The organism is Citrobacter sp. RHBSTW-00986, from assembly GCF_013783065.1.
Classification (GTDB): Bacteria; Pseudomonadota; Gammaproteobacteria; order Enterobacterales; family Enterobacteriaceae; genus Citrobacter; species Citrobacter braakii.
In genome coordinates this window covers 1,882,040-1,905,646 of the sequence record NZ_CP056200.1, presented here as the reverse complement: position 1 = coordinate 1,905,646, position 23,607 = coordinate 1,882,040, and the positions used below count along the sequence as shown (strand labels likewise).

Annotated in this window: 21 protein-coding genes; all 21 read right to left on the bottom strand. The window is 44.0% G+C overall.

The annotated features are described in order from the left end of the window. Positions 1-125: 125 nt before the first annotated feature. Positions 126-1,058, bottom strand: coding sequence for an NAD-dependent epimerase/dehydratase family protein (locus HV345_RS09210; protein WP_101700027.1), 933 nt, complete (start codon positions 1,056-1,058; stop codon positions 126-128). Beyond that, complete coding sequence (gene glf, locus HV345_RS09205) at positions 1,058-2,230, bottom strand: UDP-galactopyranose mutase (protein ID WP_181636535.1); 1,173 nt, start codon at positions 2,228-2,230, stop codon at positions 1,058-1,060. The genes HV345_RS09210 and glf overlap by 1 nt, the downstream gene beginning before the upstream one ends. Before the next feature lies 1 nt (position 2,231). After that, positions 2,232-4,049 (bottom strand): glycosyltransferase, encoded by a 1,818-nt coding sequence (locus HV345_RS09200; protein WP_181636534.1) that lies wholly within the window; start codon positions 4,047-4,049, stop codon positions 2,232-2,234. Continuing rightward, positions 4,046-4,831: a DUF4422 domain-containing protein gene (locus HV345_RS09195; RefSeq protein ID WP_181636533.1), complete on the bottom strand. Its 786-nt coding sequence runs from the start codon at positions 4,829-4,831 to the stop codon at positions 4,046-4,048. Before HV345_RS09195 ends, HV345_RS09200 begins: the two co-directional genes overlap by 4 nt. Beyond that, positions 4,831-5,730, bottom strand: a complete 900-nt coding sequence (locus HV345_RS09190) for a glycosyltransferase family 8 protein (RefSeq protein WP_181636532.1) — start codon at positions 5,728-5,730, stop codon at positions 4,831-4,833. Before HV345_RS09190 ends, HV345_RS09195 begins: the two co-directional genes overlap by 1 nt. Next, the gene (locus HV345_RS09185) at positions 5,717-6,499 is read right to left on the bottom strand and encodes a glycosyltransferase family 2 protein (protein ID WP_181636531.1); all 783 of its coding nucleotides are present in this window, start codon (positions 6,497-6,499) and stop codon (positions 5,717-5,719) included. Before HV345_RS09185 ends, HV345_RS09190 begins: the two co-directional genes overlap by 14 nt. A 17-nt stretch (positions 6,500-6,516) precedes the next feature. Continuing rightward, entirely contained in the window at positions 6,517-7,257 is a 741-nt protein-coding gene (locus tag HV345_RS09180; protein WP_101700032.1) for an ABC transporter ATP-binding protein, read from the bottom strand. Position 7,258: 1 nt separating this feature from the next. Continuing rightward, entirely contained in the window at positions 7,259-8,038 is a 780-nt protein-coding gene (locus HV345_RS09175) for an ABC transporter permease (protein WP_181636530.1), read from the bottom strand. Positions 8,039-8,091: 53 nt separating this feature from the next. Then, the gene (gene rfbC / locus HV345_RS09170; protein ID WP_181636529.1) at positions 8,092-8,628 is read right to left on the bottom strand and encodes a dTDP-4-dehydrorhamnose 3,5-epimerase; all 537 of its coding nucleotides are present in this window, start codon (positions 8,626-8,628) and stop codon (positions 8,092-8,094) included. After that, entirely contained in the window at positions 8,625-9,497 is an 873-nt protein-coding gene (gene rfbA, locus HV345_RS09165; protein ID WP_181636528.1) for a glucose-1-phosphate thymidylyltransferase RfbA, read from the bottom strand. The genes rfbC and rfbA overlap by 4 nt, the downstream gene beginning before the upstream one ends. 10 nt (positions 9,498-9,507) lie before the next feature. After that, positions 9,508-10,596: a dTDP-glucose 4,6-dehydratase gene (gene rfbB, locus HV345_RS09160; protein WP_181636527.1), complete on the bottom strand. Its 1,089-nt coding sequence runs from the start codon at positions 10,594-10,596 to the stop codon at positions 9,508-9,510. Between the two features lie 459 nt (positions 10,597-11,055). Further along, entirely contained in the window at positions 11,056-11,949 is an 894-nt protein-coding gene (gene galF, locus HV345_RS09155) for a GalU regulator GalF (RefSeq protein ID WP_000609089.1), read from the bottom strand. A gap of 165 nt (positions 11,950-12,114) precedes the next feature. After that, the gene (gene wcaM, locus HV345_RS09150) at positions 12,115-13,509 is read right to left on the bottom strand and encodes a colanic acid biosynthesis protein WcaM (RefSeq protein WP_181636526.1); all 1,395 of its coding nucleotides are present in this window, start codon (positions 13,507-13,509) and stop codon (positions 12,115-12,117) included. Positions 13,510-13,520: 11 nt separating this feature from the next. After that, the gene (gene wcaL / locus HV345_RS09145) at positions 13,521-14,741 is read right to left on the bottom strand and encodes a colanic acid biosynthesis glycosyltransferase WcaL (RefSeq protein ID WP_181636525.1); all 1,221 of its coding nucleotides are present in this window, start codon (positions 14,739-14,741) and stop codon (positions 13,521-13,523) included. Beyond that, positions 14,738-16,018: a colanic acid biosynthesis pyruvyl transferase WcaK gene (gene wcaK, locus HV345_RS09140; protein WP_016156912.1), complete on the bottom strand. Its 1,281-nt coding sequence runs from the start codon at positions 16,016-16,018 to the stop codon at positions 14,738-14,740. Before wcaK ends, wcaL begins: the two co-directional genes overlap by 4 nt. Before the next feature lie 23 nt (positions 16,019-16,041). Then, on the bottom strand, positions 16,042-17,520 hold the full coding sequence (wzxC, locus tag HV345_RS09135) for a colanic acid undecaprenyl disphosphate flippase WzxC (protein ID WP_019077129.1): 1,479 nt from the start codon (positions 17,518-17,520) through the stop codon (positions 16,042-16,044). A 1-nt stretch (position 17,521) separates the two neighbouring features. Further along, positions 17,522-18,916: an undecaprenyl-phosphate glucose phosphotransferase gene (wcaJ, locus tag HV345_RS09130; protein WP_016156914.1), complete on the bottom strand. Its 1,395-nt coding sequence runs from the start codon at positions 18,914-18,916 to the stop codon at positions 17,522-17,524. Positions 18,917-18,970: 54 nt separating this feature from the next. Then, positions 18,971-20,341 carry a colanic acid biosynthesis phosphomannomutase CpsG gene (gene cpsG, locus HV345_RS09125; protein ID WP_181636524.1) on the bottom strand — a complete coding sequence of 457 codons (1,371 nt, stop codon included), beginning with the start codon at positions 20,339-20,341 and terminating at the stop codon, positions 18,971-18,973. Between the two features lie 127 nt (positions 20,342-20,468). Then, positions 20,469-21,905, bottom strand: coding sequence for a mannose-1-phosphate guanyltransferase (gene cpsB / locus HV345_RS09120; RefSeq protein WP_181636693.1), 1,437 nt, complete (start codon positions 21,903-21,905; stop codon positions 20,469-20,471). After that, on the bottom strand, positions 21,905-23,131 hold the full coding sequence (gene wcaI / locus HV345_RS09115) for a colanic acid biosynthesis fucosyltransferase WcaI (protein WP_109017420.1): 1,227 nt from the start codon (positions 23,129-23,131) through the stop codon (positions 21,905-21,907). The genes cpsB and wcaI overlap by 1 nt, the downstream gene beginning before the upstream one ends. Continuing rightward, the gene (locus tag HV345_RS09110) at positions 23,128-23,607 is read right to left on the bottom strand and encodes a GDP-mannose mannosyl hydrolase (RefSeq protein WP_153690222.1); all 480 of its coding nucleotides are present in this window, start codon (positions 23,605-23,607) and stop codon (positions 23,128-23,130) included. Before HV345_RS09110 ends, wcaI begins: the two co-directional genes overlap by 4 nt.

The window sequence follows — 23,607 nt, the reverse complement described above, 5'->3', positions numbered from 1 at the left end:
TGTCAGGTGTAAGCTCCAGGCAGTAAGTAGCCAAACTGCCTTGGTATTGAAATCACATGTTACTCCAACAAACGATAAGAGAACTAGTTTACCGTTTAGCAATTGGTGTTTTAAGGCACAAAAAATTATTTTTTCTGCTCTAACCGAGCTAATTCTTCGACAACATATGGATACATTTTAGCCATACCATCTCTAACACTGATGAAGTTATTCTTACCTGATATCATTTTAACTTTATCAACGTTTAGAACGCTATAACTAATGTCACCTTCTTTTTGCTTCCCGTACTCCACTGAAAGTGGCTTATTAACAACCTCTTGTGCAAGCTCAAGAATATCTCTTATGCTGGTACCCACACCAGAACCTATATTATAGGTTTCATTCCAAACACCTTTATTAATTGTTTCAAAAATGATCTCACAGAAATCGTCAATATAAATATAATCTTTCTTAGTATCCGCACCACCAAAGATGTTCATTGGTATTCCAAGATAAGTATTTTTCAGAGCCACACCGATAATACGATTAAGTTGCTGATACTTACCATAGACATTTGAAGGCCTAAAAATCAAATAGTTAAGGGCAGGATTAATTCGTGCTTCATATTTAAGATAACTCTCTGCGGCTTCTTTAATCCAGCCATAGAAACTCACAGGGCAAAGAGGTGCATTCTCAGGAATCGGTTTATCCGATTGACCATAGATAGAGCCTCCAGAAGAAATGTAAATAATATTATTTACGTTATTACGCTTCATAATATTAAGAACATCAATAAAAGCTGCTAAATTGATAGCCGTCAAATCCTGATAAGAACTCACACCATCCACAACCCAAAAACTGGTAAGAGTGAAGACTACAAGATCAATATCATAATTAGTAAAGATTTCCTCAATCTTAGCTGCATCGCGACTATCGCCGCAAATGCTAATGACATTTTCATGCTGAATACGGATTGGCGAACGACTAAAACTGATTACTTTGTAACCTTTACCAAGAAAATACTCAGTAAAATTGGCCCCCATAAAACCTGAGCCACCGATAATAAGAATATTTTTCACTATTTCTCTCCAGCCTGAATTTCTACGAACGTATCAAGAGCAACTTTAATCATTTGGTCCATATTATAATATTTATATTGAGCTAAGCGACCAACCAATATCAACGATTTATAATTGGATGCTAACTCCGAGTATTTGGAATAAAGTTGATGATTTTCCTCACGAGGTACAGGATAATATGGCACATCTTTATCAGGATCATTCTTATCATAATCTTGAGGGTATTCATATACTACTGTTGTAGTTTTGCAATCCTGACCAGTTAAGTGTTTACTTTCAGTAATTCGAGTGAAATCGTAGTTATTTGGATAACTTACCATAGCGACTTCCTGGAAGAACTCTTTGGTATAATTAACGAAATCAAACCGTAAAGAACGATAAGGAAGTTCACCATATTTATACCCAAAAAGATGATCAATTTGACCTGTATAAATTAATTTACCGTCAAATCGCCCCCCCATATATTGAATCTGATTATCGTCAGTAAGAGTGATGAAATCATCAGCATTTGCGTTTAACAAAACATGGATATTTTTATTAGCCAGCATTTTATTAAACATAACCGTGTAACCATCTCGTGGCATAATCTGATATTTATCTTTAAAATACCGATTATCACGGGAAATATAAACAGGAACACGTTCAAGAACACTTTTATCAAGCTCTTCAGGTTTGAGATTCCACTGTTTAGCAATGTAATTGACATAAACCTTGTCATAAATATAGTCAGCTAACCATTGAATTTTTTTATCTTTAGATTTTTTAAGCTCAAAGATTGGAACCGTTTTGTCATAACCATAAGTTTCGATGAGTTTTTGAGAAATTTCACTATATAAGTTTTCATCGAGAATATCTTTCATCGTATTCAAATTGAACGGTAAGTAAGTCTTCTTACCATCAATTAAAGTACGCGCCTGAAATTGATAAACAAACCATTCAGTGTATTGATCTAAGTAATCAAATACATCTTTGTAATTTGTATGAAATATATGCGGACCATATTTATGGACAAGAACACCATGTTCATCATAGTAGTCATAGCAATTTCCACCTATGTGATCACGCTTTTCAATTATGAGTACTTTTTTATTCAGTTTAGTAGCAATATTATTTGCTAATACAATACCGGAAAGACCACAACCGATAATGACATAATCGTATTTAACAGCCATCTTATTTCCTGTCACTCTGTTTGAATTTTTCTTCCCAAGACTCTATAGCAGTCAACTGAGAAAAGTTAGCAAGATAATCTATTTTAATTTTCCTATAGTTTAGTAGAATTTTTATACTTATCTTAGAAATATTCCATATTGCGCCTAAAAACTCAATCTTAGAGTTTTTAGTAACATAAATTTTATGTTCTTCAGCATTGTAATGAATAATATTACGGTATCCAAATACACTACGCATTGAGGCGGTGACAGTTGGTACGATAATATTCTTCTTCAAGAAAATACCAGGAAGGAGATTTCCGTTAAATGTCACAAGTCGCAAAATTCTTTTTGCGAAATGCTCTTTCTTTGGACAAATTGAGCGAAGGTAGGCTTCATATGAGAAATTGTAATCACTATCAATCGGATCTAATAATTTGTATATCTGATTCTCTTTTACAATAGTGGCATTGTCGATATTTTTAATACCTTCACTACCATTTAAAAATAATTCGACTCCTTTGCAATTAAGTACCACTCCTTTATATCTATAAAAGAATAATTCCTTTAAAGAGCGTTTAACAAATAAAGTGCAGGCATCAACAGCCGAATAATTTTTAAACTGAGTGCTATAAATTATGAGAAGATTTCTCAATTCATATATATTACTATAAACAGGCGTAAATTTTTTATAGAAACTTTCGTGCCAAGTGCAAATACCATTCAATGACAGCATTTTTTTATTGAAAATTCTAATCCCAAGTTCGACATCATCACCTTTCATAAAGAAAGGAAATGCCAACCCTTTGGAGCTTAATAAATGGACAGGATAGCAACAGAACCAAAAGCCATTAAATGTTTTATCATGAAACTCTTGTACAGAATTCAATAAACAATTGTAATAACTACGTAAATCGAGATTACTATGTATTCCATGCAAACGATTTTTTTCAATATATGCGCCAGAATCATGTTGCATATACTGTTTATCATACATTAGCATAGCACCAGCAATAGCATAGTCACTATATTCAGTTTTAAGGCATTGTAAAAAATTATATAATAAACTCACCGAGTATGGATTTAGAAGAATATCATCATCTAGTGATACTACGTGTGTATCATTATTCTGAATAGCACAATATAATGCACGAGAAAAACCACCACTAGCACCCAGATTATCTGATTTCACAAGAGTGGTACGTTTATATTTTTCACAAATATCATAATCCAAAGTACCACCATTATCGACAATATAAGTTTTTATATCATAATCTGGGTGTAAATCAATTATATATCTATCAATGAGAGACAGTGTTTTATTTATATATTTTTCTTTTTTATAAGTGCATGAAGCAAGCGCCAAGCTAACAGGTTTAATGTTACTCTCATTAATTTCGCCCCAATATCCAGCTTCACTGATATACGACTCATTTGTTGTAAAGAAAGCTTCAAAGCTGATCGTGTCTTTAAAAGTTAGATCATCAAGTCGGAGATCAATTTTTAGAACTTTCTCTTCTTTCGTTTCGAAAAAATATTCATTTACCGTGGACTCATTAATAGAATCTAAATCTAATTTAGATTTAATAACTCTAATTAAACCCTTACCATAGACGTTTAATTGAAGAAATGCTTTTTCAATATTTGTATGTTTGATCCATTTACCAGCAGAAAAACTATTAAAATAGGTATTAAATGAAATTTTTGAACTTAATGAAGTTATTAATGGTGTAAATTTACCTGACGCATATTCTACCAAGTCATCGCTTCTAAAAAAAAGAGACCGAACATTACATACTTCACTATCTGGAATAATTATTGGTTGAATATTAATTATCACAAATACACCTCACTTTTAATAAGCATAACATTCATTTCCGTATAAGAAATTTTATTTTGATTAATTAGATAGTAAAAGTAAAAACTACTAAAACGTTCACTTAAATACCCAATGTAGCGTGATTTTTTATCTGGCAAATTATAAGACAGTTCATCTTCCACTAGAGATGCAAATTTAAAAAGCTCATGACAGTATTCATTAAATAAATCTTGTTTCAGGATGCTCATATTAAAAAAGTATCCTGAGCATGAATCACTACATTTTTCAGCTGTATCATAAAGGTATGAAAAGTCTCTTTTGATGACTTTCATCATAGCCTCGTAATGAGTTGAATCATGGAATAAGCAATAATGCTCTCGGAGTGATATTTTAAGTTTAATTTTTGATGGAAATATAGCATCAATATCATTTGATTTATCAAGAAGGGTTGCTGTTGTTTTTGAAAGAAAATAACTATACGTTTTTTTCAGAAACCACTTTGGCAGTTGTATTTTCCTTAACAATCTTAAGAAAAAAAAATCCATGCCTTTTGCACTAACGAAAAATCTTCTATAATGACAGACTCCTATAAATGGCGACTGAAGATCAGGATTTTTCCAGACACAATAAATAGCAGTTAATTCATTATATGTGCTATTTTTATCGGAAATATTTATCAGTCCAGCGTCTTTTATTTGTATTTTATCTGTATCAACAAGAACGCTCCCAGCCTGAATCGGAATCACGACTTTATCATTGTAGCAACCTTTATAATGCCCATATGATATTGCATAGATTTTCATTAAGCTCTCGTTCTAAATATGTTTTGTAAGAGTATATACATACGAGATGTTAAGAAGTTTTTATATAAATACAACTTGAGCGTTTTTATTAGTCTGGCAAATGGTGAAACATTATTAAATTTCATAGGTTCATCAAATAACTCTTTGTAATAAAAACGATAAAGATAGGAATAAGGGTTTATATCATAGTAATCCCACGGTTTATCTTTCCCGGTATAATGAATTATATTGATTTTAGATGCATCAACTTTGTTATAAATCAGATCACGTTTAGCTCTAAATAATTCATAATTCCACTTAGGACTTATATATTTCACTCTTCCATCGAGCACAGTATTTAATGCGTCTTGATCATTGAAACTGGTATTATTTTCAATCACATAATCTCGCGCTTGAGAGAAAACCTCAGCATTGCATGCTCTATTAAATGAAAATAATATAACTCCAGCATTAAATATTTTATTACTTTTAACTTTTATTTTTTTTATATGTTCTTTGGATATACTACATTCCACAGCAGCCACTAATTCATGTTCGTTAAATTCAATTCCAAATAAATCATCGATACTACCATTAACAATTATATCGGAATCTAAATATAAAACCTTATCTAAGTTTGTAGGTATGTATTGATCCATTAACAGTCGATATAATGTACCAAGTCCAAAACGACCACAGTCGATATTCTTAATTTCGCTTATATCAATAACTTTAATATTTATCGTACAGTTAGGTAAATGTAATTTATTGAAATACTGTGACAGATCTGCATCTGTTAGAATAAAAATATCAAAAATAGAGTTTTGGTTATTCTTGATTAGAGATTTTATCAACACCGCTGCTGCTATTTTATAGTTTTGTTGAATACCTAAAACTATCGTTTTATTATCTGCGCTCATTTATTCTGTACCAGATATAGCGAATAGCACTTGAAAAATGCCATAGAAAATTCTGAGAAAAAATTTTCTTACTACCGTGATTTGCTCGATGTATGCCGCATATATCAGGATAGTAAGTTAAATTTAGCCCTCTTTGCTTTGCACGATAGCAGAGGTCTACATCTTCACAGTACATAAAGAAACGGGAATCGAAACCATTCAAATCAATATAATGATTTAACTTTATACCGAAAAATGAACTTGCACACCAATCAGGATTACTAGTTTCGATTAAACTGTTGCGATCTAAAATACTATTATTCTTATTCATCAAGAATGAACATAAGAAAGTAGCTACAGTTGGGAAACGTCTTATTGCAGGGTCTCTAACTGTAAATGATTTATCTTTGTATAAATCGATAGTAAACATATCAGGCTGGTTTTGGAGCACCTTTTCATTCAGTAATGTTAGAGCAGTCTTAGTGATAAAGGCATCTGGATTCATAAAAAGCACATAGTGTGATTCATTATTTGTACAAAGCGCATTATACTTCCTAATAATCTCCTCAACTATAATATTATTGTTTAGAGCAAATCCTTCACATCGTAAAGCTGGACTATAATTAATACTGTACTGTGAGCACAGTTCTCTAACTTTGTATTCTGAAAGATTATCTCTAACCCAAATATTACATTGCTCGCAACCAGATAATTCATTAAAAATATTAACTAAGTCTTCATAATTACCATGGCTAACAATAACTATATCTATCATATTATCATTTATCATTTATCATTTATCATTTATCATTTATTTAAATATTGTTTGATAATTACTTCTGGCTTACCATCTGCAATAACTTCTCCGTTATCGATCCAAATTACACGGGTACACAATTCTTCTAACAACTCTAACTGGTGAGAAACAAAGACCATAATACTTGAGTCTTCAATGAATTTTGACATTCTGAGTTTTGCCTTTGCAATAAACTCCGCATCCCCACCAGCAAATAATTCATCTAAAACTAAAATATCTGGCTTAACTGCCGTAGCAATTGAAAATGCCAATTTGAGATACATTCCAGTTGAATAGTATTTTACAGGTATATCAATAAATTCATTTAACTCAGAAAAATCAATAATTTCATCTTCCAGTGTCTTCAGCTTTTGTATTGAGTGTCCTAATATAGCCCCATTAAGATATATATTTTCACGGCCGCTTAACTCTGGATTAAATCCAGCACCAATTTCCAATAATGGGGCAATATTGCCGTTTACTCTGATCTGGCCTGAAGACGGTGCATATATTTTGCATAACGTTTTCAGAAAGGTACTCTTACCAGCACCATTTCTACCAACAACACCTAACCTTTCTCCATGTCTAATGGTTATGTTTACATTATTAAGGGCTAAATGTTTACCGGTGTAATTCGGTAAATTAGCTCTAGACTTAAAAATATTAGCAAATAACTCTTTAAAAGTTACCCGAGAGTTTTTATGATCATTAAAATATAATGATACGCTGTCAAACACTATTTTAGATTCCATTTTACAACCTAAATACAATTTTATGTTCGTTGGATTTAAATATATACACGCCCATTACAAAGGCGACACCTGAGAATATAATACAGGTTTTTATTAAATCGAATGATGGCAGCACATTATTGTAAATAGGATCTCGAAACAACTCCACAAAATAAAACATTGGATTCCAAGAAAATACCCATCTAAATTCTTCAGGCACTGCACTAATCGGATAAATTATTGGCGTGATAAAATAAAGCGCCTGCAATAGCACCCCGATTAAATATTGCATATCTCGAAGAAATACGGAGCATATGGACAGAATCAATCCTAGTCCAAACGTGAAAAAGAAAAGAATAAAGAAAGAAAATGGCAAAAATAGAAGTGCAAAAGATAATTTAGCACCAAACATTAATGCAATGATAAATAAACAGATAGTACTTAAGAATGAATCAATCAGCACTGAGAATGCATTTGCCGTAATGAATAATTGCTTCGGTAGATATATCTTCTTAATTAAACTCTCATTCATTATGAGAGACTGCGAACATTGAGCAATTGTATTCGAAAACATTGTCCATGGAATAATTGCTGAAAATAAAAAAATACTATAGTCTCTTATTTGAAACTTTAGTACTATAGAAAATACCGTGGCAATAACTATCATATTTAATAATGGGTTTAGTAATGTCCATAAAAACCCAAAAATTGTTCTTCGGTAGCGGAGAGTAACTTGTTGTTTAACGAGCTGCCCAAGGACAGTTTTATATTTAACTAGATCATTAAAAAAACTATTAAACACATAAACCTCTTATAATTATTAGGCATAGATATTATCTATGCCTTACAATCATGCTATAGATCGTGTAATGATTTACCAACAGCATCTTTCGCTGAAAGCTTAATCTCAGCATCAATCTCAGGCCACTCAATAGCTACCTGCGGATCATTCCAGATCAAACAGCCTTCAGAACTTGCATCATAGTAATCCGTGCATTTGTATTCAAAATCAGCAATATCGGACAGCACTAAGAAGCCATGAGCAAGTCCAGGTGGTATCCAGAATTGCTTTTTGTTAGCTTCAGAAAGAATTACGCCTTCCCAAGTACCATATGTTGGAGAGTCCCTACGAATATCAACTGCAACATCGAACACTTCACCACGTACTACGCGAACAAGTTTGCCCTGTGGATTGTTACGCTGAAAATGCAGTCCACGCAGGACACCTTTGCTTGATCGAGAATGGTTATCCTGAACAAAATCCATGTCAATATTGAGCATGGTTTGATATCTATTTTTCTCAAAGGTCTCTAAGAAAAATCCACGTTCGTCACCAAAGACTTTCGGCTCAATGATTTTTACATCTTTAATTTTAGTATCAATTACTTTCATTGGTTCTCTCCAGCAATAATCTTCAGATACTGGCCATATCCATTTTTACTCATTTTATTAGCCTGTTCAAAAAGTTGATCTCTACTAATCCATTTATTGCGATACGCGATCTCTTCGAGGCAGGCAACCTTCATGCCCTGGCGTTTTTCAATAGTATGAATAAACTGTGAAGCATCAACCAGGCTATCGTGGGTACCAGTATCCAACCAAGCAAAACCACGACCGAGTAATTCAACCTGCAAGTTACCTTGTTCGAGATACATCTGGTTTAAGGTTGTAATTTCCAGTTCACCGCGTGCAGATGGTTTAACCTGCTTAGCCATTTCTACCACGTTGTTATCATAGAAATAAAGCCCAGTGACAGCCCAGTTAGATTTGGGTTTAAGTGGTTTTTCTTCGATTGAGAGAGCTTTATAATTCTCATCAAATTCAACAACACCAAAACGTTCCGGATCCAAAACCTGATAACCAAATACTGTGGCACCTGATTTTAGCTGTGATGCGGCCTCCAACTTCTTACCAAAACTCTGACCAAAATAAATATTATCGCCCAACACAAGTGCACAAGAATCATTGTTTATAAATTCTTCACCAATGATAAATGCTTGCGCTAAACCATCTGGCGTCGGCTGTTCTTCATAGCTAAAATTCACACCAAATTGGGAACCATCCCCTAATAGGCGCTTGAATGCGGGTAAATCGTCAGGAGTACTAATAATCAAAATATCACGTATACCTGCCAACATTAGAACCGAAATTGGATAGAATATCATTGGCTTATCGTACACGGGTAACAGCTGTTTCGATATTCCAAGTGTGATAGGATATAGACGAGTCCCAGAACCACCAGCTAAAACAATACCTTTCATTATTTGACCTTTATTTTACCAAACCCAAACGTTCACCAGCGTAAGAACCGTCCATGACCCGTTTCCACCATTCTTTATTATTCAGGTACCAATTAACTGTTTTCCTAATGCCTGTTTCGAATGTTTCTTCTGGCACCCAGCCCAAATCATTTTTTATTTTTTTGGCATCAATTGCATAACGGTGATCGTGGCCAGGACGATCGGTTACATAAGTGATTAAATCAGCAAAGTTAGCAATTCCAGCAGGTTTAGATGTCACAACCTCGTCCAGAATTTCGCAAATTGTTTTAACGACTTCCAAATTCTTACGCTCGTTATGGCCACCAATATTATAAGTTTCGCCAACAACACCTTCTGTGACCACTTTGTATAGCGCGCGAGCATGGTCCTCAACGAACAGCCAGTCTCGAATTTGCGCGCCATTGCCATAAACTGGTAGAGATTTACCCGCAAGTGCATTGATAATAATTAATGGAATCAATTTCTCAGGGAAGTGATAGGGACCGTAATTGTTAGAACAGTTAGTCACTACAGTAGGTAACCCGTAGGTACGTCTCCAAGCACGAACGAGGTGGTCGCTTGATGCTTTAGAGGCAGAGTAAGGGCTACTCGGTGAGTAAGAGGTAGTTTCAGTGAATAATGGTAACTCAGCCCCCTCCGGTAATTCGTCCGGATGAGGTAAATCGCCATAAACTTCATCAGTGGAGATATGATGGAATCGGAAACTGTTCCTATTCGCTTCGTCCAGACTTTGCCAGTATCTTCTTGTGGTTTCCAGCAAAGTGTAAGTACCGACTATATTTGTTTCAATAAATGCCGCTGGTCCTGTGATAGAACGGTCAACATGACTTTCAGCTGCGAGGTGCATCACAGCATCAGGTTGTGTTTCTTGAAAAATTCTCGCCATTGCTTCGCCATCACAGATGTCAGCTTTAAAGAATGTATAGCGTTCGTTGTTTTCCACCTCTTTCAGCGATTCAAGATTTCCAGCATAGGTGAGTTTATCTACATTGATGATATTGTCATTAGTATTATTGATTATATGACGAACAACAGCAGAACCAATAAAACCTGCACCACCGGTAATCAAAATTCTCACGTTAACCTTTCCATATTTAATGAAGTTGAGCCTAATTTTCTTAAATAATAACTTGACAAGTTATTATTTAAGAAATAACGAGTCCCTATAACAATTTTTATAGGGTTTTAGAAGATGTTACTTTAGTATTGCATAATAAAAAACACGCTACCGCCCCTGGCTCAACAGCTACCAGTGTACTGTACACTCCAATTTTTGAGGGGGCTTAGCCTATCAATTATTGATTACATTTTGACACATTTAGCCCCAAAACATCCCAAATATTGTCGTATTAATCTAACTAAGAAACAAGAAGAAATCGATTTTTGCTACAAGAAAAGGTAGAGCATTGATCTTTTTACTACTTGATTTTTATCATAAAAAAGGCAGTGAAGACATGCCTGTATACTGATAGCATCATGAGTCTTCCCCTGCCATTTATCATGAAGTATTACTAATATAATTAATCTTTCGTCTTGCCTATTCTCCGAGCAACTTCTCAATGCTCTTACGGAACTTCGGCCCTTCCTTCAGGTTACGCAGCCCGTACTTAACAAACGCCTGCATATACCCCATCTTCTTCCCGCAGTCGTAGCTGTCACCAGTCATCAGCATCGCATCAACAGACTGTTTTTTCGCCAGTTCAGCAATAGCATCCGTCAACTGAATACGCCCCCAGGCACCGGGCTGGGTATGCTCCAGTTCTGCCCAGATATCAGCAGAAAGCACGTAGCGCCCTACTGCCATCAGATCGGAATCCAGAGTCTGCGGCTGGTCTGGTTTTTCAATGAATTCAACAATACGGCTGACTTTGCCTTCGTTATCTAAAGGCTCTTTGGTCTGAATAACAGAGTACTCAGACAGATCGCCTTCCATACGCTTAGCCAGCACCTGACTACGCCCGGTTTCATTAAAACGAGCAACCATGGCAGCCAGGTTGTAGCGCAGCGGATCCGCGCTCGCTGTATCAAGAACAACGTCAGGTAATACGACGACAAACGGGTTATCCCCAACAATTGGGCGAGCACAAAGAATTGAATGACCCAGGCCCAGTAACTGAGCCTGACGAACGTTCATAATAGTCACGCCAGGAGGACAGATAGACTGCACCTCGGCTAATAGCTGGCGCTTAACACGCTGCTCAAGCAACGATTCGAGTTCGTAAGAGGTGTCGAAGTGGTTCTCAACCGCGTTCTTAGACGCATGAGTCACCAGCACGATTTCTTTGATACCTGCAGCTACAATTTCGTCGACAATGTATTGAATCATCGGCTTGTCTACGATCGGTAGCATCTCTTTAGGGATTGCCTTCGTGGCAGGCAACATGTGCATCCCCAGACCTGCTACCGGAATAACTGCTTTCAAATTAATCATTAAGTCATTCACCTATTCAATTGTTGCTGAATTATAGCTTTTTAGCTTGTTTTAGCCAGTATGAATTACATTACTCCGATGCAGCGTATGTTACGCCGCTTAACTTCGCAATGCAGTAATCTTAATCCCATGGAGGTGTCACTTTAGCCAGGAATGGTCGCAAAGTTACCTCTCCCGTCCCGGGAGTCGAAAATTCACCGCTTCGACATTCACCACCTGATGGTTTACCCGGTCGATGTCAACTGAGCTTTGCCCGGTTTCGTTTACCGCATGGACATTCGCCAGCGAGAGTAATGTGTCCTGTTTTGCCATAAACTTGCCGCGCACATCCTGACGGAGATCGAAGTGCATCTTAAGCGCGGGTCCCATCGCGGATTGCTGCATCACCCTGATGTTACGTAAAAAAAGGTGCTGTGGTTGGTTATGCAACTCAAGCGTGGCACGTTTCATCTGCACATTGGTGATCGCCACAAATGATGTCGCATTACCAGAGGAGATCTGAATACCGCGCAATTTGTATTCACGTTTCGTATTATCCAGATGGATATTATTTAACTTAAAGTTTTGTGGAATGGATAAATAACGCCCTTTGATTACGCCGTAACCAATGAGCATACCTGCGCTATTCTCCATATTGATATTATCAATTACGAAATTATCACATCCGTAAATAGCGACCGTCGCATTATCAATGCCCGCTTTCTTACTATAATCCGGAGTGATATTTCGCGCGGTAACATTACGAATAATAAAGTGTTTGCCGTTCTCCACATGGACTAACTGTCGGCAGTCGGTGCCGGTGATGTTCGCTACCACAAAGTTTTTTACCGCCAGTTCATCGGGATAGCTATTGTCATAGGTACTCCCCGCCAGACCGATGCCAATGCCCCAGTTCACGTTGCCGTTGGTACAGTTGATACGTTCAATGACATGGTCAGAAATGAGGATATTGCTGTCGTTTATCGCCACATTCCACTCGATAGCATCACCCTGTAAATCGCTAAAACGGCTGTTTGTGATCTTTACGACGTCCATTCGGTTATGAAAACCCTGACGTAAAATGCCATAGTTAGCGCGCGTGACGGTAATATCATCGATAATCAGATTACGCATCAGCCTCGAGGTTTTACCGCCGATATAGATTTGCGTCACCGGACCGAAACCGCTCATGGCAATCCCTTTTATCACACAGTCCGACCCCCGCACATCGAGGGTAACGTTCCTCAGGCTCCCGCCCTGCTCGCCCATCACCTTGCATCCATCCTGCAGAACAAAGCGCCCACGGCCATTGCCGCTTATTCGCCCTTGCAGGAATAGCGTTTTGCCTGGCGGGATAACGATGGCGGTATTGAGATCCTTACATTCCAGCCCTGTTGGTACGACGACCGTTTGTCCTTCTTTGAACGCCTGCCTGAAAGAGGCCACCCAATCCTGTGGGTTGTAATCCTGAATGTTGACGCTGCCCGGTGATTCTAGCGCCCGAACAACGGGAGAATGCAGCACGACAAGCGCAGAGCCTGCCGTCAGAAAAGTACGGCGTGAGAGTTTTTTCTCTGACATACAACCTCGATTTACATCGTTTGCAGCAGACTGGCTAACTGTTTATTGATCGCTAACTGATTAAATTCAGTTGCAATTTTTTCTCGCGCGCACTGCACAATCGGCTGCACCTGCTCACTGTCGAGCAGGCTAAATGCCGCTAATCGCTCTGCCAGCGCCTGCGCGTCATTTTCCGGTGCCAGCCAGCCAGATTTGCCCGACTCGACCAGTTCAGGGATCCCACTATGGACGGTGGAAATCACCGGGATCCCCACTGCCATCGCCTCCATCAGCGCCACCGGGATCCCCTCCATATCGCCATCCCTTCCGGTGATCGACGGCAGCAAAAAGACATCCGCCTGCTCAAGCATTTCCTTCACCTGATGGCTGGGTTTAAAGCCAGGCATCTCAATCACATCATCAAGTTGATATTGCTCAATTAGCGTACGCAGACGACGCTCCCAGGGGCCAATGCCAAGGATGCGATAACGGAATGCGACGCCCTGCTCTTTCAACTGACGACAGGCTTCGATGGCGACGTGCAGTCCTTTTTTCTCAGTTAACCTGGCGACAGAGATAATCTCCAGCGGGGCGGCAGGCGATTTCAACTGGCGTGGCGTAAAGCGCGTCATATCGATTCCCATGCGCGAGACCGCAATTTTCTGCGGCGGGCACCCCATATTTTTTAAACGTCCGGCCCAGAGGTTGCTAATAGGTAACATCAAATCCCCACGTTCAAACAGTTGCTGATATTCAGGGGTGTAGTGGGCAAGCACATCCCGATGCGAAACATCAATGCCGTGAAATACCGTGGCGATTTTGCCGCGGATCATTCCTAGCTCACGCAGCTTGGTGGCCGTTACGCCTGCGGGTCCAAAATGAGCGATAAACACATCCGCTTCAAACGCCCACGGGTTCGCGCCACAAATGGCCGCCAAAATCAGATTGCGCGCCTCATCGCCATAGCGTGAAACATTCAGCGCTTTCCAGGTGGCTGAGCGGGTAATACCGCGCAGGGCCGCCACTGCCCTATACTTAAGCTTCGCCAGTTTGCTGTTCGGCTCATTCAGTAACCAGCGCGTTTTTTCACCCAGACGGTAGGTATTAAATGAGGCATGCGTATTTTCAAGATCGCCCTTGTGCAACGCGACAATTTCCACGTCGTAGCCCATGTCGATAAATGCGGTAATCTGATTGAGTACAAAGGTCTCGGAGGAGAGCGGAAATTTAAGCAGGAAAAAGCCAACCTTCATTTTTCCCCCTCAATACGCGTTAAAACCGATTGCACCATGTTCACCCCACGTTCACGCTCACGCCTAACCGCGTCGCCGAGACGTATGTTCAGCTCAGGTAGCTGTCCGAGAGCATCGGCGACCTTCCCTTCCAGGCTGCCATCGAGCAGATGGCGAATATCGACGGCCATCTCTGCTAACCCCAGTTGTTGCATGATCCCTGCCGATTTATGCTCATAATTAATGGCGATGGCTGGCGTCATAAAATTCATCGAGATGATGGCCGAGTGCAAACGAGTCCCCACCGTCAGATCGCATGCAGCCAAAATTTTCCCCATCTCCAGGTCGTTGAGTTCATCCATCACCACGTGATAACGGCCCGGGTCGTTAATATACTGGCGCAGGTTCAACGCCACCATGCGGTCATCTTTGTTGTAACTATCAATACCAGTACAGGTTGACAGCGCTATCACCTGGTAACCTTCATCAAGGATGCGGTTCACTACCCCAGCAAAAGCTTGCTCATAGGCCTGCTGCGTTGTCCCCAGACGCTTATCAAAAGGAGCCAGCTCACGCAGAGTAATGGCAACGGTCTTCTGTTTTGCCGCCATGTGTAACCAGTGCTGTACGGCATAACCAGGCTCATAATCCTCATCATGGTTATTTACCAGCCAGGCGGTATCTACCCCGGTTTCGACTTTATCCGTGTTTATTGCACTGCGCTTCATCAGATCCAGACTGACGGATTCACGCAAAATCAATGCATTACAGTGTCCAAAAACGTAGTTCGCCAGTTGATTAAACTGTTCATCCTGGAATGGCCCCACACTGTGGCCAATCATGTACAGCGGTTTTTTCGCCATAAACGTACACAGGGCATGTTCAAACTGCGGTACGCCATACAGATCGACAAAAAACGATCCGCCGACCTGGATAATGGCGTCATAGCGCGACAGCAGACGAACAAAATCGGTAAACCCCTGGGCGATCGCGATATTGCGCAGATTACCGGAATCGGTGACACGCGAGAGCAGCACCTGATGCTGATAGCGACGACGCAACACTTTCTTCACGCGTCCCATAACGCCCGCAGCATTATTGTGTTGCTTCATCTGCGAATACAGCGGATCGCCCATCACCGGGCGGTTCAGCAACCACGAAGAACTCACCGGATAACGGCTCATAACATCCACTTCAGTCTCAGGACGCAACGCGTTAATGGCATCCAGCAAACCGCGCAGTATCGCGCTATCCCCACGGTTCCCACAGGTATGGTTGCCTAAAATTAATAGTTTCATTATGACCTCTTAAAGCGTTGTTCTTATCCTGCACGAAGCAAGGTTTTCATTTTTTCACTGCGGCAGAGCTGGCGTTTTATTTCCACCACTAACGGATGGCGCGACACCACAATCATCGCCGCGAACGCCAGCGCTCCTGCCGCTACCTGGATCCCCAGCAACGCGCCTGGCGACAGTTGGCTGCGCAGCATTACGTCCAGCGCATAGCTCACCACAAGGGTAGGTAAAGAGAGATATAACGGCAGCCACAGACTGAGCATGTACTGGCGGTAGCTGGAGCCAAGAACAGGTTTGATCATCACGAAGTAACTGAGGATCGTGTTAATCACCTGGACCAGCAAAAAGCCCAGCGTCACGCCAATCGCCCCGGCCTGATGACCACCGATGAAAATGGCGGGAATAAACAGAAAGGTTTTGAACACATTGAATTTGAAGCTGATGTCGACCCGTGCTTTCGCCATCAGCAGTGAACCGATCGGATTCCCCACAGAGCGCAGCAGTCCAACAATGCACAGCAGTTGCAAAACGGGAATAATACCGTTCCACTTCTCGCCAAATACCAGCGGCACCACATTGTTCGACACCACCATCAATCCCAGGAGTACCGGGAAGTTAATGATCCCGACCACCGACAGCAGCTTGTAAAAATTCACCCGTAGCTTTTCACTGTCGTCCTGAATTTTGGCAAACGCCGGAAACAGGACACGGGTAATAATCGGGTTCAGTTTGATCGGAGGGACAACCGCCACGTTCCAGGCGAGATTGAATCCGCCCGCCACACCTGCGCCCAACGTTCTGGCTAAAACCAGCGTGGAAAGGTTGGTATTGAGGTAATTGATAATGCTGTCTGCCGTCAGCCACGCACCAAAACGCAGGTTCGACGAAACGGATGCCAGCGAAAAATGCAGCCCCGGACGGTAAATCCGGCGACCAAAATAGCCGAACAGCAGCGTTCGTAGCGTACTGTTCACCAGATACCCGAGAATGGCCGTCAGCGCGAGCGGCCAGAAATGGGCGCTGACCACGGTAAAGGTAAAACCGGCCAACACCGAACTGGTTTCAATCATGCCAATTTTGTTGAAGGCCAGCTCTTTTTGCATCAGCGCGCGAAACTGCTGCCCGTGCGGTATCACCACAAACGCCAGCGATAAGGTTTTGATGAGTGGCGCCAGTTCGGGATTATTGAGCACGCTGGCAATCGTCCCGCTAAGCAGAAACATCACCACACATACCACCATACCCAGCCCAACGTTGAGCCAGTACAGCGTAGTCAGCTCAAGATAACCGATGTCTTTGCGCTGAATAATTGAGTTGGCAATACCGAAATCCGACAGCGTATCGGCCAGCGCAATGATCACCAGCGACACGGTTAACAACCCAAACTGGTGGTTATCAATAATCCGCGCCAGGACAGTCATCTGGATAAGTCCCAGACCAATAATGATCACCGTAGCAATCGCCGACCACTTTGCGCCATTAAGCGTTTTTTCTCGTAAGCTCATGTTAATACGCCGCTTTGTTCACAAAGCCTTTGAATACCGTCAGAAAAACAATTTTGATATCGAACCACACGCTCCACTCGCGAATGTATTCGAGATCAAACTCCACACGTTTTTCCATTTTTTCCAGCGTATCGGTTTCACCGCGCCAGCCGTTGATTTGCGCCCAGCCGGTAATGCCCGGTTTTACCTTATGGCGTAACATGTACCCCTCGATCAGTTGGCGGTACTGCTCGTTATGCGCCACCGCATGCGGACGTGGCCCGACGATAGACATTCCCCCGGTCAGGACGTTAATAAACTGCGGCAGTTCATCGAGCGACGTCCGGCGCAGGAAATTTCCCACAGGGGTAACGCGCGGATCGTTTTGCGTCGCCTGCGTCACCACCGCGTCGTTCTCCATCACTTTCATCGAGCGAAATTTCCAGACTTTGATCGGCTTCCCGTCCATGCCATAGCGGGTCTGGCGGAAAATCACCGGACCTTTGGAGGTCAGTTTTACCAGCAGCGCAATACCACACAGCACCGGGGAAATAAGCAGCAGGATCAGTGAAGCCAGCACGATATCTTCCGCGCGCTTTAACAGACGATTAATCCCCGAGAGCGGCGTGTCATACAGCGGCACTACCGGAACGCCGTTCATCTCTTCAATCCGTGAATGCAGGATGTTGAAGGTAAAGACATCAGGAATGAGGATCACCGAGCAGGTGGTGTCGGCCAACTCACGCACCAGTTTTTTTACGCTGGCGCCATCGCTCATCGACATGGCGATATAAACGTTATGAATGCGTGAAGCTTTGGCGTCGTCCACCAGTTGTTGCAAATTACCGGCCCAGTCGCGGGAGTTTTTTCCAGGGATTGGGTCGTGATAGACCCCCGCCACTTCAAATCCCAGCCACGGTTCATGGCGAAAACTGTCCAGCAGCATTTGTCCGGCGGGCAGGTCGCCAGCCACCGCCACCCGGCGGGTGTTGTAACCACGATTACGCAACCACCCCGCACCGTAGCGAATAAACGAACGACTCAACACCAGGCCGACGCTTGAAAGCAGATACCATGCCAGCCAGACGGCGAGACGATTATCGAAATCGTTATTAAAGGCGATCAGACCTGCGCTAAAAATCAGACTCAGCGTCCAGTTTTGTAGTAACAGCACCAGCTCAGTGGAAATTTTGACGCCGCGCCAGGAGCGATAAAAATCCGTTATGCCACCGAGCATCTGAAAAACGACCAGCGTGATCAGCGCCACCAGCAGGTGCATATACAGGAAAGGCAAACCGCTTAATTCGCAGATCACCCACAACCCGCCAAACATGATGGTGATATCTGAAAAGCGTTGCACCATCGAAATTAACGACGCATTGGTTTTGGCGCGTTCGCGCTTTTTTAGATGTGTCATCGTGGTTCCTGTTAGTCACCCTTTGCCCATAAGCGGGCAAAGGAAGCACCGGCATTACTGATTCAGTAACGCCAGAAGAGTGCGCGTTCGCGCTTCCATCAACGGAATATTTCCGCGCGATTCCACGTTCAGGCGCACCACCGGTTCGGTATTGGAAGCGCGTAAATTGAAGCGCCAGTCGACAAACGCCATGCTGATACCGTCCGTTCTGTCCACCGTCAGCGCCTCACGGGAAAAGTGCTGCTCCACACGCGCAATCGCTGCCGCCGGCTCTGCCAGCGTGCTGTTGATTTCCCCACTCGCCGGATAGGCCACCATCCGGTCACGGACCAGTTCACCCAGCGACTGCCCTTTCAGACTCAGCAGTTCCGCCACCAGCAGCCACGGGATCATTCCGCTGTCGCAGTAAGCAAAATCACGGAAATAGTGATGCGCGCTCATTTCACCGCCATAAATGGCATCTTCATGGCGCATGCGCTCTTTGATAAACGCGTGCCCGGTTTTTGACATCACCGGTTTACCGCCTGCCGCCGTCACCACATCCACTGTGTTCCAGGACAGGCGCGGGTCGTGGATAATTTTCGCCCCCGGATTCTTCTCCAGAAAAGCTTCTGCCAGCAGGCCGACAATGTAGTAGCCCTCAATGAACTGACCTTTTTCATCGAACAGGAAGCAGCGGTCAAAATCACCGTCGAAGGCAATCCCCATATCCGCACCGTGTTCAATCACCGCATTGCGCGTGTCGGCCCGGCATTCCGGCAGCAGAGGGTTGGGGATACCGTTGGGAAAATTGCCATCCGGCGTATTGTGAATTTTGATGAACTCGACCGGCACACCCAGCGCCTGAAAACGGGCTTCAATGGCGTCAACCACCGGACCTGCCGCACCATTGCCGGAGTTGAGCACCAGCTTCATCGGTCTCAGGCTGCCGGGATTGATGTAACCCAGCAGGTGGTCGATGTAGGCATCGCGGGTAGTAATACGCTGGTAGTGGCCACGTTTTGTCGCATCAACCGCCGGGAAGTCGTTGGCTTCCGCCAGGCGCTGCACGTCGCGCAGACCGGTATCACCGCTGATGGGCCGCGCCCCTTCCCGCACCAGCTTCATGCCGTTGTAATCCATCGGATTATGGCTGGCGGTCACTTCAATACCGCCGTCAATGCCAAGGTGGAAGGTGGCGAAGTAAATCTCTTCGGTGCCCGACATGCCAATATCCAGCACATTCACCCCCGCATCCTGCAGCCCTTTCGCCAGCGCCAGCTTTAGCGTCTCGCTGGTCAGACGCACATCGCCGCCCAGAACGATAGATTTTGGCTTCAGGAACTCGCCGTAAGCGCGGCCAATGCGCCACGCAATCTCTTCATTCAGCTCTTCGCCCAGCCTGCCGCGAATATCGTAGGCTTTGAAACAGGTTAATTTCGTCATGATTTACCCTTCTTCAGGCAACAGTTAGCCCTCTCCTGACTGGAGATATTTTTCACAAAATGACTAGCCGTTAGTTTTTAGGCCGGATAAGGTGTTCACGCCGCCATCCGGCAACGATGATGTTGTGTTACGCGCGCCCGTAGCGATCCGCAAACCGCACCACATCATCCTCATCGAGGTAAGATCCGGAGCGCACTTCAATCAGATCGAGCGGGATTTTCCCCGGGTTCTCCAGACAATGGGTCGCCCCCAGCGGAATATAGACAGACTCGTTTTCAGCAAGCAGCTTGATATCATCATTGATTGTCACCTTCGCGGTACCGGCAACCACAACCCAGTGTTCAGCCCGGTGATGATGCATCTGCACAGACAATCCCTCACCAGGCTTGACGGTAATTCGCTTCACCTGGTAACGCTCTCCGGCATCAATTGAGTCGTACTTGCCCCACGGACGATAAACTTCGCGGTGAATATGATGCTCATGACGCCCGTCAGCCTTAATTTGCTCTACCACTTTTTTGACGTCCTGCACCGCGTTGCGATCGGCTATCAGCACCGCGTCTTTGGTCTGCACCACCACCAGATCTTTCACCCCGACGGTCGTCACCAGGCCGGATTCGGCATACACGTAACTGTTTTCCGTTTTGTGGCTAATGACGTCGCCGTGATGCACATTGCCTTCAGCGGTATGGGCACTAATTTCCCACAGCGATGACCAGGAGCCAACATCGCTCCAGCCTGCGTTCATTGGCATCACCACCGCATCGGCGGTACGTTCCATTACCGCATAGTCCACAGACTCTTCCGGGCAGGCGAGAAACGCCAGTTCATCAACGCGGATAAAATCGAGATCGGGGTCGACCGTACTCATGGCGTTCTCACAGGCTTCAAGAATATCGGGACGATACTTTTTCAGTTCTTCCAGGTAACGTCCGGCCCGGAACAAGAACATGCCGCTGTTCCAGTAGTAGTCGCCGCTCGTCACGTAAGCCTGCGCGGTTTCCAGATTGGGCTTTTCAACAAACTGTGCCACCTCAAAAGCCACGGCGTCGGTATTCGTCGGCGAGACCTCCCCCCGGCGGATATAGCCATAGCCGGTTTCCGGCTGGTCCGGCACGATACCAAACGTCACCAGCTTACCCGCTCCGGCATAGGGCATCGCATTGCGAACCGCCTCGCGGAATGCCTCTTCGTCGGCAATCATGTGATCGGCCGCCAAGACCAGCAGCAGCGGATCCTCACCCGGACTTTGACGTTTTGCCGCCAGCGCGGCCAGCGCTATCGCCGGTGCCGTGTTACGCCCGGCAGGTTCGAGAATGATGTTCTCAGTCAGCTTGTGCAGCTGTCGTAACTGTTCCGCTACGATAAAACGGTGTTGTTCATTACAGATAACCACCGGGCTTTCGCACTCCACGCCGTTCAGACGGCAAATCGTCGTCTGCAGCATGGTGAGATCGCCTTTCAGGCACAGGAACTGCTTTGGGTACAGCACGCGGGACAGTGGCCATAAACGGCTCCCTGAGCCACCGGCCATCACCACCGGAAAGAGTTTGCTTTGACTCATCATGTACCCCGTATATCTGCAAGAAATTGACTCAGCACGTTTTCTTTATCCAGCGTGCGTTCGGCATAATCACGTGCCACCGTGTTTACTTTTGGCATCATCAGCGCCCGTTTAATACCGCAAACCAGCGCGTTTACCGACTCCGGCTCCACGCACACCGCAATGCCAGGGTGAGCGTCACAAAGCTGACCCAGCTCGGTTTCAGGTTCGGCAGTAATAACTGCGTTACCACCAACAGCGAGGATATTGGTCAATTTGGAGGGCAGTACGGCATCAGCCGCACCACGCTTTTGCACGACCAGATGACAATCCGCAATCTTGAGCAACGCTGGCAGCGCGTCATATGATTGCAGCGGAAAGAACATCACGTTATTCAGGCCGCGTTCGCAGGCCATGCTCTCCAGCCGCGCTTTACCACCGCCCTGCCCGACAATCACAAACAGCCAGGGGTGTTCGCTCAACTCGACCGCTGCGTCTATCACGCTCTCCAGCCCCTGCTTTTCACCGATATTGCCTGAGTAAAGAACGATCTTTTGATCGGCAGGCAATCCCAGTTGCCTAGACAACGCCAGGGCATCGGCGTCGCTCACATCACGAAAGCGCGTCACTTCTGACCAGTTCGGAAAGAAAATAACCTTGTGCGGCGCAACGCCTTTTTCCATGGCTTTGTGCATCATGGAACGGGAAATCGTCGAAATATGGTCCATATTCAACAGCCCACTGCGCTCAAAGGCGCTGGCCAGTTTTGCCACCATACCGCGCGTGCCTTTGCCCGCCATTCCTAGCCCCAACATGGCATCGACTTCGTAATCCTGAACGTGCAATAGCGTACGTGCGCCACAAAGCTTTGCCAGCAGGCGCATGCCCGGCGTGCAAAACAGCGTCGGCACTACGCCGATAATGCGATCCGGCTTCCAGCGACGTTGCGCCAGTAGCGGGAAAAAACTGCTCAGGGCGAAACTGCCCAAATGCAGCAGGCGCTTGAGCGTTGAGGGTTGCTCAGGCACATACAGCGGACAACGCCAGACGAGGGCGTCGCCCTCTTCGCGACGGTAGCGCCAGGATGAATAACTGCCGTTTACCTTCCACTGGGGATAATAAGGCGGCGCGGTGATCACCCGAACGTCATGCCCCTGCTGCGCCATCCACTCCACCATTTCACCGGTGTATTTGCCGATACCGGTCAACTCCGGCGAATAGTTGATGCCATACACGAGGATCTTCATAGCCCGGGTACTCCGGCCTGACTTGTTTTACAGAAGTAAGCCCGACTGTTGTCGTGCACGTGGTCACTGACCAGAATCTGTGTAGCCGCCATCCATCGGTACGCATCATGTTGGACATTGGGCAGTTGCAAGTCGTTTTCCGACACCCGCAGACGAAATCCCAGCACGATGTAATGCGTTGAGAAATCATCCCCAGAAAAGTTGTCGTCATAGAAGTGCTGCCAGACACCGTAAAACTCCGCAGCAGACAGCGGTAAACGTAACCCCAGCTCCGTTTCGGTAAGCCGCTCAAAGGCCACGTGCAGCGGTTCATCTTTTTGCACCCGACCGCCGGGCACAAACCAGTAACCCTGCGCCGGACGATTGAGACGCTTACCGAGCAGAAATTCACCGTGGGTGTTTTCCACGATCAAATCGATGGAAATCAGCGGAGTTGAACGTACTACGGTGGCAAAATCCTCATGACGTAAAAACAT

Excerpts from the sequence above, each read along its gene's own strand:
- wcaJ (WP_016156914.1), bottom strand. The coding sequence starts at position 18,916 with ATGACACATCTAAAAAAGCGCGAACGCGCCAAAACCAATGCGTCGTTA.
- HV345_RS09195 (WP_181636533.1), bottom strand. The coding sequence starts at position 4,831 with ATGAAAATCTATGCAATATCATATGGGCATTATAAAGGTTGCTACAAT.
- rfbC (WP_181636529.1), bottom strand. The coding sequence starts at position 8,628 with ATGAAAGTAATTGATACTAAAATTAAAGATGTAAAAATCATTGAGCCG.
- HV345_RS09110 (WP_153690222.1), bottom strand. The coding sequence starts at position 23,607 with ATGTTTTTACGTCATGAGGATTTTGCCACCGTAGTACGTTCAACTCCG.
- HV345_RS09185 (WP_181636531.1), bottom strand. The coding sequence starts at position 6,499 with ATGATAAATGATAATATGATAGATATAGTTATTGTTAGCCATGGTAAT.
- cpsG (WP_181636524.1), bottom strand. The coding sequence starts at position 20,341 with ATGACGAAATTAACCTGTTTCAAAGCCTACGATATTCGCGGCAGGCTG.
- wcaK (WP_016156912.1), bottom strand. The coding sequence starts at position 16,018 with ATGAAACTATTAATTTTAGGCAACCATACCTGTGGGAACCGTGGGGAT.
- HV345_RS09190 (WP_181636532.1), bottom strand. The coding sequence starts at position 5,730 with ATGAGCGCAGATAATAAAACGATAGTTTTAGGTATTCAACAAAACTAT.
- wcaM (WP_181636526.1), bottom strand. The coding sequence starts at position 13,509 with ATGTCAGAGAAAAAACTCTCACGCCGTACTTTTCTGACGGCAGGCTCT.
- glf (WP_181636535.1), bottom strand. The coding sequence starts at position 2,230 with ATGGCTGTTAAATACGATTATGTCATTATCGGTTGTGGTCTTTCCGGT.
- wcaI (WP_109017420.1), bottom strand. The coding sequence starts at position 23,131 with ATGAAGATCCTCGTGTATGGCATCAACTATTCGCCGGAGTTGACCGGT.
- cpsB (WP_181636693.1), bottom strand. The coding sequence starts at position 21,905 with ATGAGTCAAAGCAAACTCTTTCCGGTGGTGATGGCCGGTGGCTCAGGG.
- rfbA (WP_181636528.1), bottom strand. The coding sequence starts at position 9,497 with ATGAAAGGTATTGTTTTAGCTGGTGGTTCTGGGACTCGTCTATATCCT.
- HV345_RS09180 (WP_101700032.1), bottom strand. The coding sequence starts at position 7,257 with ATGGAATCTAAAATAGTGTTTGACAGCGTATCATTATATTTTAATGAT.
- galF (WP_000609089.1), bottom strand. The coding sequence starts at position 11,949 with ATGATTAATTTGAAAGCAGTTATTCCGGTAGCAGGTCTGGGGATGCAC.
- wcaL (WP_181636525.1), bottom strand. The coding sequence starts at position 14,741 with ATGAAGGTTGGCTTTTTCCTGCTTAAATTTCCGCTCTCCTCCGAGACC.
- wzxC (WP_019077129.1), bottom strand. The coding sequence starts at position 17,520 with ATGAGCTTACGAGAAAAAACGCTTAATGGCGCAAAGTGGTCGGCGATT.